Raw genomic sequence first — 15,219 nt, 5'->3', positions numbered from 1 at the left:
CTTCCTGGGTGGGTGTTGTGACTGTAGGAGCGCCTCCGGCGCGAAAGGTACCACGGCTGCACACGGTTTTTGTGCCCATGCGGCAAGGCTGATCGCAAGATGACCAATAGTCGAAAAACAGTACGGGGTTTTCTGTTCCTCGCCTGCCTGCTGCTGGCGGGGAACCTGCTGGCCGATGCGGCGAAGACCTATCGCATCGGGCTGACGGCGGTGATCCTCACCGACCAGACCTCGTTCCTGAAAGAGTGGCAGGATTATCTCTCCGACCGGTTGCAACACCCGGTGCAGTTCGTCCAGCGCCAGACCTATCAGGAGGTGACGGAGCTGCTGCTGAGCGGTGACCTGGACGCGGCCTGGACCTGCGGCTATCCCTACGTGCGTCACCGGGATCAACTGAAACTGCTCGGCGTACCCCTGTTCAACGGTGCGCCGCTGTATCGTTCCTACCTGATCGTGCCCGCGACGGATACCTCGACCCGGGAAATAGGCGATCTCAAGCGCAAGGTATTCGCCTACTCCGACCCGGATTCCAACTCCGGATTTCTCTATCCCCAGGTCAGCCTGATCGGCGAGGGGATTGATCCGCGACACTTCTTCTCCAAGAGCTTCTTCACCTGGGCGCACCGGGATGTGGTCAAGGCGGTGGCCGACGGGGTGGCGCAGGGTGGTTCGGTGGACGGTTATGTGTGGGAGACGCTGTCCAGGCATGAACCGGCACTGACCGCCGGCACCCGGGTGGTGAGCAAGTCGCCACTGTTTGGCTTTCCTCCCCTGGTGGTGCGCAAGGATTTCTTGCCGGAACACTTTTACGCCTTGAGAAACGCCCTGCTGCACATGTCATCCGATAGCGAAGGGAGACGGCTGTTGCAGCGGCTGAACCTCGACGGCTTCAGTGAGGGTGAGGATGCCCTGTTCAACGGCGTGGCCGCGTCGGTGCGAATACTGGATGGAATAGAATGAAGATCGGCGATATCAGCTACCGCCTAAAGGTGCCCCTGATGTTCACCCTGGTGATCCTCATCACCGCCAGCGTGGTGACATTGGCACTTACCTGGCGCGCCTACGAGGAGCTGCGCGAAGAGGTGTTCAATAATGCGGTGGAGATCGGCAGCGTGCTCTCCAACAGCCTGCCCAATACCATGCGGCACGACGACCTGTGGGGGGCCTACCGGCTGGTGCAGGCGGCCGAGGGGTGGTCCGGGGAGACCTCCAGCCGGCTGCTGGTGGTGCTCGACCGGGATGGCCGCATCTATGTCTCCAACAGTCCCAAGGAGCTGGCGGTGACCACGCCGCTGCGGGTCCACGGGGCGGAACTGGCGCGGGTCGAGGCGGAGGTGTTGCGACTGACCGGCAATCTGAATCCGCGACCCTATGAGTATCCTAATGACCGGCGCCTCTACGTGATCCTGCCGATGCTGAGCGACGGTGTCGCCATAGGCACCCTGGTGATCGGTTACGACCGGGCGCTGTTCTGGCCGCGATTTGCGGACATTGTCGAGCGGGTGGTGCTCTCCGCCCTGCTGGTGACGGTGCTGCTGCTGCCGCTGGGCTGGTATCTGGGCAATCGCATGGTGAAACCGCTCGGCCACCTGGCCCGCTGCATGTCCAAGGTGGGGCGTGGCAGTTCCGAGGAGATCGTCTGCGACCTGCGCCAGGGCAAGGACGAGATCGGCCAACTGGGGATCAGTTTCCAGCAGATGCTCAGGGAGCTGGACGAAAAGGAGCGCCTGGAGTCCGGCATGCTGGCCTCGGAGCGGCTGGCCGCCGTGGGCCGGCTGGCCGCCGGGGTGGCGCACGAGATCAACAACCCCCTGGGCGGCATGCTCAATGCGCTCAATACCTTTCGGCGCTACAGCGAGACGGACGAACTCGGCCGGGAGACCTTCGACCTCATCGAGCGCGGCCTGCAGCAGATACGCGAAACCGTCTCCGCGCTGCTGGTGGAGGCCAATCCGCGCAGCCACAGCCTGAGTCCCAAGGATATCAATGATGTGCGCATGCTGCTGCTGGCGGACGTCAGCCGCAAACAGATCAGCCTGGTGTGGCATAACCGGCTGAACGCGGAGATCGCACTGCCCTCGACGCCGATCCGGCAGGTGCTGATCAACCTGTCGCTGAATGCGGTGCAGGCCTCGCCCGATGGCGGCGCGGTGCACTGTTCGGTGGATAGCCAGCAGGGCCTGCTGCGCATCTGTGTGATCAACGATGGTCCGACCATCTCCCGGGAGCGCCTGCTGAGCCTGTTCGAACCCTTCTCGGAGAACGCCACGGGCAACGGTCTGGGGCTTTGGGTGACCTATCAGCTGGTGCATCAGCTGGAGGGTAATATTGAGGTAAAATCCCGGGATGGGAAGACGCAATTCGCCGTGGAACTGCCGATAAAGGAACCGCAATGACCGAGTCCCCGCGCCTGTGCCTTGTTGAAGATGATGCGATCATGCGCGCCTCGCTGTGTCAGCGCTTCAAGCTCGAGAGCATCGACTGTGACTGCTTTATCCACGCCGGCGAGGCGGTGGACGCGCTGGCGCAGCGCGACTACGCGGCGCTGATCAGCGATATCCGCCTCCCGGACATGAGTGGCGAGCAACTCTATGCCCGGCTCCTCGAAGCCGGCCAGCTGCCGCCGCCGACCATATTCATTACCGGTTACGGGACCATCGACCAGGCGGTGCGCCTGCTCAAGCTGGGGGCCAGCGACTACATCACCAAGCCCTTTGATCTCGACGATCTGCTGCTCAAGCTGCGCGAGGTCTCGCCCTCCCTGTTCGAGGATATGCACGAGGGGAGTGCCGAGCTGGGTGTGTCGTTAGTGATGCGACAGCTGAAAAATACCCTCGACCGGCTGGCGGCGCACCGGGTCGATCTGTTGATTACCGGTGAATCCGGCGTCGGCAAGGAGTATGCTGCGCGCTATTTCGCCAGGCGTTGCAACAAGGGCGACGCCGGGCCTTTCATCGCCATCAACTGCGCCGCGCTGCCGGAGGACCTGCTCGAGGCCGAGCTGTTCGGCCACGAGAAGGGCGCCTTCACCGGGGCGACCAGGAGCCGGCGCGGGATGTTCGAGCAGGCCAGCGGCGGGGTGCTGTTTCTTGACGAGGTGGGGGAGACCTCGCCGCGCATGCAGGCCAAGCTGCTGCGCACCATCCAGGAACGGGTGGTGCAGCCGATCGGCAGCGAGCAGATCATTCCGGTGGATGTGCGCCTGGTCTACGCGACCAACCGGGATCTGAAGGCGATGGTCGACCGGGGTGAGTTCCGCGAGGACCTCTATTTCAGGGTCAACGTGGCCCATGTGCACATCCCGCCCCTGCGCGAGCGCAAGGAGGACATCCTCTGGCTCACCCATCGCATCGTGGAGAATTATTTCCGTGAACACAAGGCGCGGCGCCTGATCCTGCCGCTGACCGAACGCTATCTCGAAGCCCAGCCCTGGCCCGGCAACCTGCGTGAACTGGCCAATGCCGTGGAACGCGCCTGCATCCTCTCGCCGCAGGAGGTGTTGGGGCCGCGCGAGTTTGGCGCCACCGGCGAAGAGTCGCTGCCGGCCTCGGAGCAGCTGTCGCTGAAAGAGGCGATGGAGCATTACGAAGCGCGCCTGCTGCGGGAGACGCTGCAACACCATGAATGGCGTATCGCCGAGACCGCGGAGAGTATTGGCATCAGCCGCAAGAACCTGTGGGAGAAGATGAAGCGCTACGGGATCTCGCAGCCGGAGTAGGAGACTGTCGGGGCGGTTGAATCTCTCGGGGCACATTAGACGCCGTCAGGCGTCAACTACGTAGCAGGGTCCTATGCCTTGAGCATCACAACGCCTGCGCATCGGGATTGCGGCAGCGCACGTCCGCGCTGTCACACTCGATCCGGTCGCATCCCATCCAGCGGTTTTTACCGCTCGCCTTGACCTGGTACATGCGCTGGTCGGCTATCTCGAGCAGGTGCCGGCTGTCCCTGGCGCGATCCGCCGACTTTTCCGCGATTCCGTAGCTTGCCGTCACCGGGCTGCCGTCCGGGCGCGCTCCCAGGCCGTTGGCGCGCAGCCGTGCCAGCATGGCGACGGCGGAGAGGCAGTCGGTATTGGGCAGCACGATCAGGAATTCTTCGCCGCCCCAGCGCACCAGCGCGTCACCACCGCGCAGTGTGCCGCGTATCGCCTCCACGGCGGCGATCAGCACCCGGTCACCGGTATCGTGCCCATAGCCGTCGTTGATCGACTTGAAATTGTCAAGATCGGCGAACACCACCGTCAGCGGTAATTCGTTGCGCTCGGCATTGCTGAATTGAAGGTTGAACAGTTCCTCCCCGCTGGCACGGTTGAAGCAGTGAGTGAGGGGGTCATGGTTGGCCTGGCGCACCAGCGCCGACACGAAGGCCAACTGGCTCATGCCGGCCAGCGTCGCAGTAGCGGCGATCAGCAGCAGCAGCCAGAACGCGCCGAGGTGCGTGCTCCAGTTGATCTGGTCCATCTGCATTATCGCCACCAGCGCCGAGGAAAGCAGTACCGGCAGGGAGAACACGATGCCTTCCAGCGCGGTCAACGGAAATACGCTCAGCCCCGCCACCAGCACGAACGGCAGGAAGGCATAACCGGCGGCGATGACGGCCGCCCCGCCTTCGTTATCGAAATCGGCAAGCAGCAGGTGGGAATAGATGAAGAATGCCGTCGGGATAATGAACATGATGGCAAGCGAACGGTAGGCATCCTTCATGTACGGAGAACTCTCGTAGGCCAATGCCAGCATCACGAAGGCCAGCGTGGTGGCCAGCCGTCCGCCGCCCAGCATCACAGACAGCGGAGCATCGAACACCAGGAAATCCACTATGATCCACAGCGGCGTCAGCACCGCAAACATCGCCGACACCAGGCGCACCCGCGAGATGATCATTCCCGCGCGATATCTGGTCAGCAGGCGGGAATGCATGGACGTGCGTACAAGGAACGAGAGGTCGCTACCGGATATATCCACAAGCAATCGCGATGTGATGGTATTCAGGAATTTCTTGATCAGATGCATACCCACTCCACGCTTTTTGCCCTTATGACCGGCGTACAGGAATCTCGTTTCCATGCCGCCAGTCAGGTCTTCCGCTGCACGGTCACCGCGTCGAGCCATTGGCGACCTCCCGCGGCGCCAACGCAGCCTAACTAAATCCAATTATGCTATCTAGCCCACTACAGCGTCCGACTGCCCTGCAACTTTAGCCTGAATCAACCCCGTCAGGCGTCCAGTACGCAGTAGAGTCTTACGCCGCCGTCGATCTCCCTCACCTTGAGCCGGGGCAGCAGCACCGCCTGCACCGGAAAACGGGCCTGGTGATGGTCCGGGCGAAAGCGCTCGCCATAGGCGACACCGCTGATCTTCAACTGTTTTTTGCGATGGCGTTCATCGAGGTCGTCGACCTCCTCCAGCGACTGGGTGACGAAGCGCTTGAACACCCAACCGTTGTCCATCTGGAACAGCAGTTCCGAGAGCAGGCCGACCACGGTGGTCGGTATATCGAAACCATACCAGCTGATCGGGATCTCCTCCCGCTCCTCCACGGTCTCCTGGTCCCACATGTAGAGACAGAGCGCGGCGGAGGCCGCATTGAACATCTCGTTATGATCCCGGGCGATGACCTCCAGGCCCACGCCGCCTTTTGGGTCTTCGCTGAAACTGTAACTTGCCATGGTAATTTTTCCGTTGTCGCTGTTTGAAGTACAGACCTGTTGATCCGCTGTGCAGTTCATCCTATTACCTCAGCAATATCCGCGTCAGAGGTTTCCTTCTTTACCAGGCATGCCCTGCCGAACACCGTGAAGCTGGGTGGCAGTCCTGCGTGTACGCTCTGCCGGTACCGGAGCCGCAGCGGGTTCGCCTTCATTCGCGGTTCAATTTTCCTGCGGACGACTGATTGAGATGGGCCACGAGGCAAGGTTATCACAGTGCTGTCGAGGCCGGCCACCCGCTGCCGGTAATTGAGAACTAACAGTACGCACGCCGGCGTTACCATGAGGTAACTTGATTGGGATTTGTGCCGGCGACCGCTAGACAGCAAATCTTAATGCTAAAGTTTCGGAGTTCAAAAGGCGTTGTTCAGGGCGGGCTAGCCCTTGCCGGGACCGTCGGGGGCAGGGATGCCGACGCCGAGCTTACAGGGACGTATTTACAGCGTGTCCCGGCAAGGGGGTGGCCCGCCCGACGTATGGAACTTAACTCCGAAACTTGAGTTAATGGTTCGGGAGAACGGTAGTGAGCTGTAGGACCAGCTCGGGTCATGATCCCGGTCAAGGGAATCCAGAGCCAGGAGTGTAAACTCGGAGGTGGCAATTTTCACCTGTCATCATGGCACGCGGCGGCGCATCGGCGGTGAATTGAACGGCGGTATATACCAATCAAGGGAGCAGTATCATGAGTCTGGTGCATGCCGAAAATCTCACCAAGACCTATCGGGCCGGCGATGTGGATGTGCAGGCGATCAAGGGGGTGGATTTTACCATTGAGCCCGCCTCCCTGGTCGCCTTTGTCGGCCCCTCGGGCAGCGGCAAGAGTACGCTGCTCAACATGGTGGGCTGTCTCGACCACCCCACGGGCGGCACCCTCCGGGTACTCGACACCGATATCGCCCGTCTGGACCGGCGCGCGGCGGCGCGTTTTCGTGGCGAACACATCGGCTTCATCTTCCAGGACTTCAACCTGATTCCGGTGCTCTCGGTGGCGGAAAATATCGAATACCCGTTGTTGATGGTGCAGGCGTGGCCGGCCGACAAACGCCATGCGCGGGTCGACGAACTGCTTGAAGCGGTGGGTATGACCGAACAGGCCGACAAGCGTCCCGACCAGCTCTCCGGCGGACAGAAACAGCGGGTGGCGGTGGCACGGGCGCTGGCCACCCATGCCAAGCTGGTATTGGCCGATGAGCCGACCGCCAATCTGGACCACGACACCGCCTACCGGATTCTCGAATTGATGAAGCGGATGCGCGACGAATTCGGCACCACCTTTATCTTCTCCACCCACGACCCCAAGATCATGGCCGAGGCCGAGGTGACGTTTACCCTCGAGGACGGCCGCCTGACCAACCACCGGGGAGACGCCTGATGAACCGGATACTCAAACTCGCCGCGCGCAATCTGGCGCGCTACTGGCGCCGCACCCTGCTTACCTCCGGGCTGATTATCCTCGGCATTGTCGCGGTGCTGCTGTTCGTTTCGGTGTCCGGTTCCTTCAAGGCGGTCATGGTGGGTCAGATCACCGACTCGATGCTCGGCCATCTGCAGGTGCACCGCAAGGGTTACGTCGCCTCCATTGACAATCTGCCGCTCAATCTGAATATCAAGCCCAAGGCGCTGGAGAAGATAGAGCAGGCGCTCCAGGCCCTGCCCGAGGTCGAGGCGGTTTCGCCCCGGCTCAAGTTCGGCGCCATGTTCAGCAACTTTACCGAGACCACCAGCATCCGCCTGAATGGCATCCTTCCGGAACGGGAGATGGCGGCGATGCCGTTGCTGGCCGAGCGCCTGGTGGCCGGCAGCATGGCCGACGGCCTGGTGGAGCCGGGCAAGTTGCTGATCCCGGAACTGCTGGCCAAGGGCATGAAGGTCAATCCGGGGGATACCGTGGTGCTGGTCGCCACCAATATCGACGGCTCGGTGAATGGGCAGACTTTCGTGGTGCAGGGGATACTGGAGGCGGTGACCGGCCCTGGCGGGCGCGACGGCTATCTGCACATGGACGATGCCCGCACCCTGTTGCGCCTGGCGGACAATGAGGTCAACGAGATCGCCGTGCGGCTGAAGGATATCGACACCCTCCAGCGCACCGCCGCGCAACTGCGCGCCGCGCTGGCCGGGGTGGTCAATCCCCAGGGCCAGGCACTGCTCGACGTACACAGCTGGGACCAACTCTCGCCGTTCGCCAATATCGCGCGCATGATCGATCTGCTGGATCTGTTCATCCGCATCATGCTGGTGGGGATCGTGCTGATTGCCATCATGAATGTGATGATCATGGCGGTGTACGAGCGTATCCGCGAGATCGGTACCATTGCCGCCATCGGCACGCCGCCACACCGCATCCTGGGGCTGTTCCTCGCCGAGGGATTGCTGCTCGGCCTGGTCGGCACCCTGATCGGCACCGCGCTGAGCCTGCTGCTGGTCTATGCGTTGAACCTGTGGCCGGTGAGTTTCGCCTTTGGCCGCGAGGTGGTGGTGCTGGCCCCGGCCATCGCCGTCGGCGAGGTGCTGTGGATCGGCCTTATCGTGGTGCTGGTCGCGGTGATCGCCAGCCTGCAACCGGCCTGGAAGGCCTCGCGCATGGACCCGATCACCGCCCTGCGGCATGTTTGAAACGGTGGCTGAAGTAAGCGCCAAGGTAATTACTCGCGGGGTGATTGTTCTGCCTTGCCGGCCTCACACGATGGCTTGTCTCCTCGAATCCGGCCCCATTTTCAGCGCCTGCCCAAACTCGCTTCGCTCAAACAAGGGCAGGCTTGAATCTGAAAAAGGGGCCGGATTCGAGGCGCCATCGAGATCGGCCAACAAGGCAGACCAATCACTTACAGACTGGGTGAGTAGTACTTGTAGGATTCAGCGATTCAGGCTTCGTGAAATGAACTCCGAAACTTGAGTAATTAACCCGGTTTGACTCTGACCAGAATGGTACTTACTTAAGACGAATTGCAGGATTTTCGTCATTCCGGCGCAGGCCGGAATCCAGGAATACTGCCAACATTAAGCAGTCTGGATCCCGGCCTGCGCCGGGATGACGGTGATTCTTGAGTTAAGTAAGTGCCATTCGACTCTGACCCCTCTCGATTGAAAACGGAGATGAATGATGAAAAAAAATGCCGCGCTGATGCTGTTGTTAACCGCGCTCTGCGCCGTGGTTGTGCCCGCCTGGAGTTATGACGCGGAACAGGTGTTGCGCGAGGTGGATTCGCGCATGGCGCCGGCCTCCTACGAGATGTACCGCAAGCTGATCAATATCGAGCCGGACGGCAGCCGCAAGGAGTTCGTGCTCTATACGGTCAAGAAGGGCGAGGCGGCGATGATTGCGCTGTTTCTCGATCCACCCAGCGAGCGGGGCCGCTCCACCTTGCGCCTGGACGACAACATGTGGCTCTACATCCCCAATGTGGGCAAGCCGATCCGCATCACCAGCCTGCAGTCGGTGGTGGGCGGGGTGTTCAATAACTCGGATATCCTGCAATTGGACTTCAGCACCGAATACACGGCGAGTGCTGCCGGTGAGGAGGATAACCAGTACATCCTCGAGCTCAAGGCCCGCGGCACGGCGGTGGCTTATGACCGACTCAAGATGTGGGTGGACAAGGCCAGCCGCACGCCGCTGACCATCGAGGCCTACGCCGCCAGCGGCCTGCTGATCAAGACCCTGCGTTACAGCAAGCTCCAGGATTTCGGTAACGGCATCGTGCGCCCGGCGCAACTGGTTACCGACAGCCCGCTCTACAAGGACTACCAGTCGGTGATGCTGTTCTCCGGTATCCAGCCGCGGGAATTTTCCGACGAGGTGTTCACCCTGAACTTCCTGCCGCGGGTGGGCGAGCTTCGCCAATGAACATCCTGCGGCCGGGGAGGGCGCTCTGCCTGACGGCGCTGCTGGCCGCCGCACCGCTGGCGGCCGAGGAGTTTGACTTCGACATCGGCCAGTACGGCAAGAAATCCTGGGAGTTGAGCGGCTACCTGGAGCTCGGCGCCGAACGGCTGGGACTGGATCGGGATGCGGTCTTTGCCACCCTGCGCTTCCCGGCCGGTGTCCCCGACACCGCCGAACGCTACCGTGGCGTGCTGGAGCTGTCCGGGCTCTACCGCTGGGAGCGGATCAGCCTGAACGGTCGGCTGCAGGTGGAGAGCGTTGACGATGTGATCTCTTCGCGAGATGACGCCGCTTTCCACGAGGTCTATCTGGCGGCCCAGCCCGGTGAGTACAGCAACCTGGAGATCGGCAAGCGCGCCCTGCGCTGGGGCAAGGGCTACGCCTTCAATCCGGTGGCCTTTCTCGAACGGCCGAAAGACCCCAACGATCCCGACCTGTCACGGGAGGGCTTCAGCCTCGCCAGCCTGGACTACGTGCGCAGCTTCGACGGGGCGCTCAGGACCCTGGCGTTCAGCACCGTGCTGCTGCCGGTCGACGGCCAGACCAATGATGAGTTTGGCGGCCGCGAAGACCTGAATATCGCCCTGAAACTCTATCTGCTCTACCGCGACACCGATATCGACATCCTGCTGCGCAGCGGCGACAGCCGCCCCGATGCCCTGGGCCTGGACTTCTCGCGCAACCTGAGCAGCAACTTCGAGATTCACGGCGAGCTTGCCTGGTTCGAGGATCGCCCGGTGTCGGTGCTGAACGACGACAACAGCCTCGGCACGCGCGACGCCCGGCCGCTGGACTGGCTGCTCGGGTTGCGCTACCTCACCGAGGACGAGACCACCTGGATTGTCGAGTACTACCATAACGGCGCCGGCTACAGCGGCGGCGAGATGCGCGGTTTTTATGATCTGGGGCGGGCGGCCGCCGGCGATCCGGCATTACGCGCCGCCGCCGGAGCCGCCCAGAAGGCCGGCTTCGGTACGCCGCAACCGATGCGCGACTATCTCTATCTGCGGGTGACGCAGAAGGAGCCCTTCGACGCCCTGTATTGGAACGCCGGTCTCACCGCAATTATCAATCCGCATGACCACAGCGCCTCCCTGACCCCCGAGGTCAGCTACACCGGGATCGACAACCTGGAGCTGCGCGGGCGGGCCGCCCTGTTGACCGGCGGGCGGAACAGCGACTTCGGCGAACGCCAGAACGACTGGCGGGTGGAACTGCGGGCGCGCTATTTCTTTTGAGCGGATAGGGCGATCCGCTGTTCGTCGATCACCAGAAAGCCACCCTCCCGCAGCTGGCGCAGGGTGCGGTAGAGCGTTTCGTGGGTGAGCCCCAGCTCCGCGGCCCAGACCTTGCGCGGCTGGTTCAATGCCACCACGCCGTCAGTGCCCTCCGCTTCGATATAGTGCAGGACCCGATCGGCGGCGCTGTTCAGGCTGAGCCGTTCACTGCGGGCGCGCAGCCTGCGCACCTCGCGGGCGAGCAACTGGATCCAGGATCGATTGAACACCGGTTCGTCGTCCAGCGCGGCACGGAAGGCGGACCGGGCAAAGCAGAGCAGCCGGCCGTCGGCGGCGGCGATCGCATCGCAATGGTAGGCCTCGGCATCCAGGCTCGCCTCCGCCATGAAACCGCCGCAGCAACGCTGCAGGATGATCTCGGTGCCCTCCGTCGAGTGGCGGACCAGACGCACCTCGCCCGTCAGTACGCACCACATCACCTCGGGCCTTTGCCCCTGCCGGAAAAGCGTCTCTCCCTTGGCGAACGGCCGCTGGCGGGCGATCTCGCGCAGCCGGGTGGGGAGTATTGCCAGGGCAGGCTGTTCGCCGACCACTGTTTCCCAGTTAATCGTCATGCCGTTAGCTCTCCTTATGTAAGAGTCGTCTCGTGTCACGATTGGATACGACTCGAATGACACTTACTTAGTGCCTATCCAGAAACTACAGAAATCGTCATTCCGGCGAAGGCCGGAATCCAGTAACTTGTTGAATCCCCTGGACCCCGGCCTTCGCCGGGGTGACGACAATTTAAATTTCGTGCGTTGCTGGATGGACACTACTTAAGTTAAGGCGAATTGCAGGATTTTCGTCATTCCATCCTTAGGTCCGTAAACGGTGCATGGCATCCTCGGCTCCGTAAACGGTACATCCCTGTACCACTCCTCCTGCACCACTCCTCTGGCCTGCGCCGGGATGACGGTGGTTCTTGGCTTAAGTAAGTGCCATTCGGATATGACTCAAATCATAACCCGCCCACCCGTTCCTGACTAACATCGGGGCGACCGAATTCAAATCATATTCAAATCCATGGGAAGATCATGCGAAGTAATTACATCCTGAAATCTTTGGTCGGCTTGCTGGCTCTCCTGCTGACCGGTCTCCACGCTACGCAAGCCGATGAGATGCCGCGACTGCAACAGGTCGACGGGCACGTCTATGCCGTGGTCGGCCCGCTGGGCAATCGCACCGCGGAGAATCTCGGCAACAACTCCACCTCCGGTTTCGTGGTAACCGATGAGGGCGTGGTGCTGATCGATCCGGGTGGCAGCTATCGGGGCGCGCAGGCGATTGCCGCGCTGATCAAACAGGTGACCGACAAGCCGGTCAGGATCGTCATCAACAGCGGCGGACAGGATCACCGCTGGCTCGGCAACGGCTACTTCAAGGAGCGCGGCGCGCGCATCATCGCCAGCGAGGCGGCGGTGGCGGATCAACGCAAACGGCTGCGGGATCAGCTGTTCCTGCTGGACAACCTGGTGGGCGAAAAGGGAATGGCCGGCACGCAGGCCGTCTTCGCCGATGAGACCTTCGCCGAGCACACGAGCTTCAAGCTGGGCGGCATCACCTTCGAACTCAAGCTTGCCGGTCCCGCCCATACCCCCGGCGACAGCCTGGTCTGGCTGCCCGGGGAGGGCATTGTGTTCGCCGGTGACCTGGTCTTCGTCGAGCGCATGCTCGGGGTGCTGGAGCACTCCAGCAGCCGCGGCTGGATCGCAGCCTTCGACGCCATGGCCGCGCTGGAGCCCAGGGTGGTGATCCCCGGCCACGGCCCGGCCACCGACCTGGCGCAGGCCGGCAGGGATACCCGGGACTATCTGGTTTTCCTGCGCCAGGCGGTCGGCGCCTTCATGGCGGCGGGGGGCGGCATTGCCGATATCGGCCGGCTCGACCAGTCGGCGTTCGCCCACCTGGCCGGCTACGAGCTGCTCAAGGGACGCAACGCCCAGCAGGTTTTCCAGGAGATGGAGTGGGAGTAGCGCGAACAGGGTGGCGCGGATGAGCGACGCCATTATTGTCGAAGGGCTCGCCAAACGCTTCGCCGAGGTTGAAGCGGTCGCGGGGATCTCCTTCCGGGTGCGCCAGGGCGAGCTGTTCGGTTTTCTCGGACCCAACGGTTCGGGCAAGAGCACCACCATCAACCTGCTCACCGGCCTGGCCCGTCCGGATGCGGGCGCCATCCGCATCGGCGGCATCGATTGTCGCTACCGTCCCGGCGCCGCCCAGCATCTTACCGGCGCCGCCCAGCATCTCATCGGCGTGGTGCCGGACGAGAGCAATCTCTATCCAGAGCTGAGCGGTTTCGACAACCTCTGCTTTTGCGCGGCGCTCTATGGGATGGCAAAACGTGAACGGGAGGCCCGGGCGCGGGAGCTGCTCGCTGAATTCGGCCTGAGTGAGGCGGCGGGGCGCCGCTTCGGCGGCTGGTCCAAGGGCATGAAGCGCAAGCTCACCATCGCCGCCGGGATCATCCACCGGCCCGCCATCCTGTTCCTGGATGAACCCACCACCGGCATCGATGTGGCCAGTGCCCGGCAGGTGCGCCAGCTCATTGCCGATCTGCACCGCGGCGGCACCACCATTTTCCTCACCACCCATTACATCGAGGAGGCGGAACGGCTGTGCGATCGCATCGCCTTCATTGTCTCCGGGCGTATCGTGCGGATCGATACGCTGGAGCAGCTGCTCAAGCCGTTGCAGGCGAGACAGGTGGTGCGGATTGCCTGCGACACGCCATTGAACGGCATCGAGAACGGACTTGATGGCGCCTTTCCCGGCCGGGCATTCACCTGCCCGGAGCCGGGCGTGATCCGCGTCGAGGCGGATGGACCCGTTCGGGTGGGCGCCATCGTCCGCTTCCTGGAAGAGCGGGGGATCGAGGTGGCCGAGGCACGCCGGATCCGGCCGTCGCTTGAGGAGATATTCGTTCGCGTCACCGGGATCGAGGCCGATGTGATGCAGCGGGAGCGGGGCAAGCCATGAAACCCTGGATCGCCTTCTGGAACATCCTGCTCAAGGATATGCGGACCTACTACCTGAAACCGCCCAACATCAGCTGGGGCCTCATCTTTCCCCTGGCCTGGACCGGCATGTTCTTCATCAAGTCCGGTAGCGGCCTGGAAGGTATCCTGGCATTGCTGCCGGGGGTGGTGGCGATCTCCATCCTGTTCGGCACCACCTCCATGCTGGCGGTGACGGTGACCTTCGAGAAGAAGCACCGCTCCTTCGAGCGGCTGCTGCTCGCCCCCATCCCGCTGGAGTTGCTGATGCTGGCGAAGACTGGGGGCGCCATCCTGTTCGGCGTGGCCAACGCCTTCGTTCCGGTTATCATGGCCGCCTTTCTGGCCGACCTCTCCCAGGTCAACTGGGGTCCATTCATCAGCGCCGTTTTCCTGATTGCCGTGGCCTCCACCTTTCTCGGCCTGTTCATCGCCGTGGCGGTCAGCGAGGTGTTCGAGGCCCAGACCTTCTCCAATTTTTTCCGCTTCCCGATGATCTTTCTCTGCGGGCTGTTCTTTCCCATCGCCGATCTGCCCGCGCTCCTGCAGCCCCTCGCTTACCTGCTGCCCCTCACCTATGGCGCCGACGTGCTACATGGCGCGGTGCACGGCGGCCACGCCATGCCGGTCGCCCTCGACCTGATCATCCTGGGCGGCTTCTGTCTGGGGCTGTTCGCCATCAGCCTGGGCAACGTCAGGCGGCGCTGGATCAGCTGATACACCGTGGCCGGCTCTTATGGTTTCAATGGGGCAGACTCGATAGATCGGTATATTTCAGGGCAACCCCATTTTTCCTAAACAAACTTGAACGGCTATTTCCATGTTGCCTTAACTTGGGTAGTTTTTTTCAGGATCAATTCAGCTGCGTTATTTAATACTGTGCTCACGGTCGATACTTCGATCGCCATACACACTACCCAACTGGAGATTTAATCATGAAAGCATCACATGCGATTTTAGCCATTACCCTGACCGCCGCAACCTTTGGCGGGATCGCCTTTGCCCAATCAGCAACCGATAGCGCTAAGATGCCAGCCGCAGTGACTGACACTTGGCTGGGAATACCCGCGATCCACGCCAAGGTGACCGCCGCCGGCTTTAATGATATCTACGAAATCGAGCGTGAGCACTATGGCTACAAAATCAAGGCTATCGGCCCCAACGGTGAATCAGTCAAACTCTATGTCGATCCAATGACCGGGGAGGTGCTTCAGTCCCGTTCCAAGCAGGACAAATACCGTGGAGACCGCACCGGCACCCAGCTATAAGACGAGCGCATGAGATGCCCCTGCTTCCACAGTTGAAGCATGTGCAGGGGCGCCTCGAAGTAATGAAAATAGATCCATATTTCAA

At 62.0% G+C, this 15,219-nt stretch carries 14 protein-coding genes; 11 read left to right on the top strand and 3 right to left on the bottom strand.

Going from position 1 to position 15,219, the window contains the following annotated elements; genetic code table 11:
- Nucleotides 1-99 precede the first annotated feature (99 nt).
- Genes O9K64_RS09775 through O9K64_RS09765 form a run of 3 tightly spaced genes read left to right on the top strand, consistent with a single transcriptional unit; the run spans nt 100 to nt 3,718 of the window.
- Complete coding sequence (locus tag O9K64_RS09775) at nt 100-960, top strand: PhnD/SsuA/transferrin family substrate-binding protein (protein WP_275097878.1); 861 nt, start codon at nt 100-102, stop codon at nt 958-960.
- The gene (locus tag O9K64_RS09770; protein WP_275097877.1) at nt 957-2,396 is read left to right on the top strand and encodes a HAMP domain-containing sensor histidine kinase; all 1,440 of its coding nucleotides are present in this window, start codon (nt 957-959) and stop codon (nt 2,394-2,396) included. Before O9K64_RS09775 ends, O9K64_RS09770 begins: the two co-directional genes overlap by 4 nt.
- Nucleotides 2,393-3,718, top strand: a complete 1,326-nt coding sequence (locus O9K64_RS09765) for a sigma-54-dependent transcriptional regulator (RefSeq protein ID WP_275097876.1) — start codon at nt 2,393-2,395, stop codon at nt 3,716-3,718. The genes O9K64_RS09770 and O9K64_RS09765 overlap by 4 nt, the downstream gene beginning before the upstream one ends.
- Nucleotides 3,719-3,803: 85 nt before the next feature.
- On the opposite strand, the gene O9K64_RS09760 is transcribed toward O9K64_RS09765, so the two are convergent.
- Complete coding sequence (locus O9K64_RS09760) at nt 3,804-5,012, bottom strand: sensor domain-containing diguanylate cyclase (protein WP_275097875.1); 1,209 nt, start codon at nt 5,010-5,012, stop codon at nt 3,804-3,806.
- Between the two features lie 203 nt (nt 5,013-5,215).
- Nucleotides 5,216-5,668, bottom strand: a complete 453-nt coding sequence (locus O9K64_RS09755) for an archease (RefSeq protein ID WP_275097874.1) — start codon at nt 5,666-5,668, stop codon at nt 5,216-5,218.
- Between the two features lie 721 nt (nt 5,669-6,389).
- Between O9K64_RS09755 and O9K64_RS09750 the strand changes: the two genes are divergently transcribed.
- The 4 genes from O9K64_RS09750 to O9K64_RS09735 all read left to right on the top strand — a co-directional run bounded on the left by O9K64_RS09750 (nt 6,390) and on the right by O9K64_RS09735 (nt 10,831).
- Nucleotides 6,390-7,079, top strand: a complete 690-nt coding sequence (locus O9K64_RS09750; protein ID WP_275097873.1) for an ABC transporter ATP-binding protein — start codon at nt 6,390-6,392, stop codon at nt 7,077-7,079.
- The gene (locus tag O9K64_RS09745; protein ID WP_275097872.1) at nt 7,079-8,323 is read left to right on the top strand and encodes an ABC transporter permease; all 1,245 of its coding nucleotides are present in this window, start codon (nt 7,079-7,081) and stop codon (nt 8,321-8,323) included. The genes O9K64_RS09750 and O9K64_RS09745 overlap by 1 nt, the downstream gene beginning before the upstream one ends.
- A 484-nt stretch (nt 8,324-8,807) precedes the next feature.
- Complete coding sequence (locus O9K64_RS09740; protein ID WP_275097871.1) at nt 8,808-9,554, top strand: outer membrane lipoprotein-sorting protein; 747 nt, start codon at nt 8,808-8,810, stop codon at nt 9,552-9,554.
- Nucleotides 9,551-10,831 carry a hypothetical protein gene (locus O9K64_RS09735; RefSeq protein ID WP_275097870.1) on the top strand — a complete coding sequence of 427 codons (1,281 nt, stop codon included), beginning with the start codon at nt 9,551-9,553 and terminating at the stop codon, nt 10,829-10,831. Before O9K64_RS09740 ends, O9K64_RS09735 begins: the two co-directional genes overlap by 4 nt.
- On the opposite strand, the gene O9K64_RS09730 is transcribed toward O9K64_RS09735, so the two are convergent.
- Nucleotides 10,819-11,445 (bottom strand): Crp/Fnr family transcriptional regulator, encoded by a 627-nt coding sequence (locus tag O9K64_RS09730; RefSeq protein WP_275097869.1) that lies wholly within the window; start codon nt 11,443-11,445, stop codon nt 10,819-10,821. The genes O9K64_RS09735 and O9K64_RS09730 overlap by 13 nt on opposite strands.
- A gap of 462 nt (nt 11,446-11,907) precedes the next feature.
- On the opposite strand from O9K64_RS09730, the gene O9K64_RS09725 reads away from it, so the two are divergent.
- The 4 genes from O9K64_RS09725 to O9K64_RS09710 all read left to right on the top strand — a co-directional run bounded on the left by O9K64_RS09725 (nt 11,908) and on the right by O9K64_RS09710 (nt 15,134).
- On the top strand, nt 11,908-12,846 hold the full coding sequence (locus O9K64_RS09725; protein WP_275097868.1) for an MBL fold metallo-hydrolase: 939 nt from the start codon (nt 11,908-11,910) through the stop codon (nt 12,844-12,846).
- A gap of 19 nt (nt 12,847-12,865) precedes the next feature.
- Nucleotides 12,866-13,849: an ABC transporter ATP-binding protein gene (locus tag O9K64_RS09720; protein WP_275097867.1), complete on the top strand. Its 984-nt coding sequence runs from the start codon at nt 12,866-12,868 to the stop codon at nt 13,847-13,849.
- Nucleotides 13,846-14,583 (top strand): ABC transporter permease, encoded by a 738-nt coding sequence (locus O9K64_RS09715; RefSeq protein ID WP_275097866.1) that lies wholly within the window; start codon nt 13,846-13,848, stop codon nt 14,581-14,583. The genes O9K64_RS09720 and O9K64_RS09715 overlap by 4 nt, the downstream gene beginning before the upstream one ends.
- 218 nt (nt 14,584-14,801) lie before the next feature.
- Nucleotides 14,802-15,134, top strand: coding sequence for a PepSY domain-containing protein (locus tag O9K64_RS09710; RefSeq protein ID WP_275097865.1), 333 nt, complete (start codon nt 14,802-14,804; stop codon nt 15,132-15,134).
- The last annotated feature ends 85 nt before the right edge of the window (nt 15,135-15,219 follow it).

Origin of the sequence: Sedimenticola hydrogenitrophicus, from assembly GCF_029017505.1 — a bacterium.
GTDB classification, from domain to species: Bacteria; Pseudomonadota; Gammaproteobacteria; order Chromatiales; family Chromatiaceae; genus Sedimenticola; species Sedimenticola hydrogenitrophicus_A.
Note: the sequence above shows the minus strand (reverse complement) of the source record. Positions and strands in the feature narration are given on the sequence as shown.

Coding starts and splice junctions, on each gene's coding strand:
- O9K64_RS09775 (WP_275097878.1), top strand. CDS start 100: ATGACCAATAGTCGAAAAACAGTACGGGGTTTTCTGTTCCTCGCCTGC.
- O9K64_RS09770 (WP_275097877.1), top strand. CDS start 957: ATGAAGATCGGCGATATCAGCTACCGCCTAAAGGTGCCCCTGATGTTC.
- O9K64_RS09765 (WP_275097876.1), top strand. CDS start 2,393: ATGACCGAGTCCCCGCGCCTGTGCCTTGTTGAAGATGATGCGATCATG.
- O9K64_RS09760 (WP_275097875.1), bottom strand. CDS start 5,012: ATGCATCTGATCAAGAAATTCCTGAATACCATCACATCGCGATTGCTT.
- O9K64_RS09755 (WP_275097874.1), bottom strand. CDS start 5,668: ATGGCAAGTTACAGTTTCAGCGAAGACCCAAAAGGCGGCGTGGGCCTG.
- O9K64_RS09750 (WP_275097873.1), top strand. CDS start 6,390: ATGAGTCTGGTGCATGCCGAAAATCTCACCAAGACCTATCGGGCCGGC.
- O9K64_RS09745 (WP_275097872.1), top strand. CDS start 7,079: ATGAACCGGATACTCAAACTCGCCGCGCGCAATCTGGCGCGCTACTGG.
- O9K64_RS09740 (WP_275097871.1), top strand. CDS start 8,808: ATGATGAAAAAAAATGCCGCGCTGATGCTGTTGTTAACCGCGCTCTGC.
- O9K64_RS09735 (WP_275097870.1), top strand. CDS start 9,551: ATGAACATCCTGCGGCCGGGGAGGGCGCTCTGCCTGACGGCGCTGCTG.
- O9K64_RS09730 (WP_275097869.1), bottom strand. CDS start 11,445: ATGACGATTAACTGGGAAACAGTGGTCGGCGAACAGCCTGCCCTGGCA.
- O9K64_RS09725 (WP_275097868.1), top strand. CDS start 11,908: ATGCGAAGTAATTACATCCTGAAATCTTTGGTCGGCTTGCTGGCTCTC.
- O9K64_RS09720 (WP_275097867.1), top strand. CDS start 12,866: ATGAGCGACGCCATTATTGTCGAAGGGCTCGCCAAACGCTTCGCCGAG.
- O9K64_RS09715 (WP_275097866.1), top strand. CDS start 13,846: ATGAAACCCTGGATCGCCTTCTGGAACATCCTGCTCAAGGATATGCGG.
- O9K64_RS09710 (WP_275097865.1), top strand. CDS start 14,802: ATGAAAGCATCACATGCGATTTTAGCCATTACCCTGACCGCCGCAACC.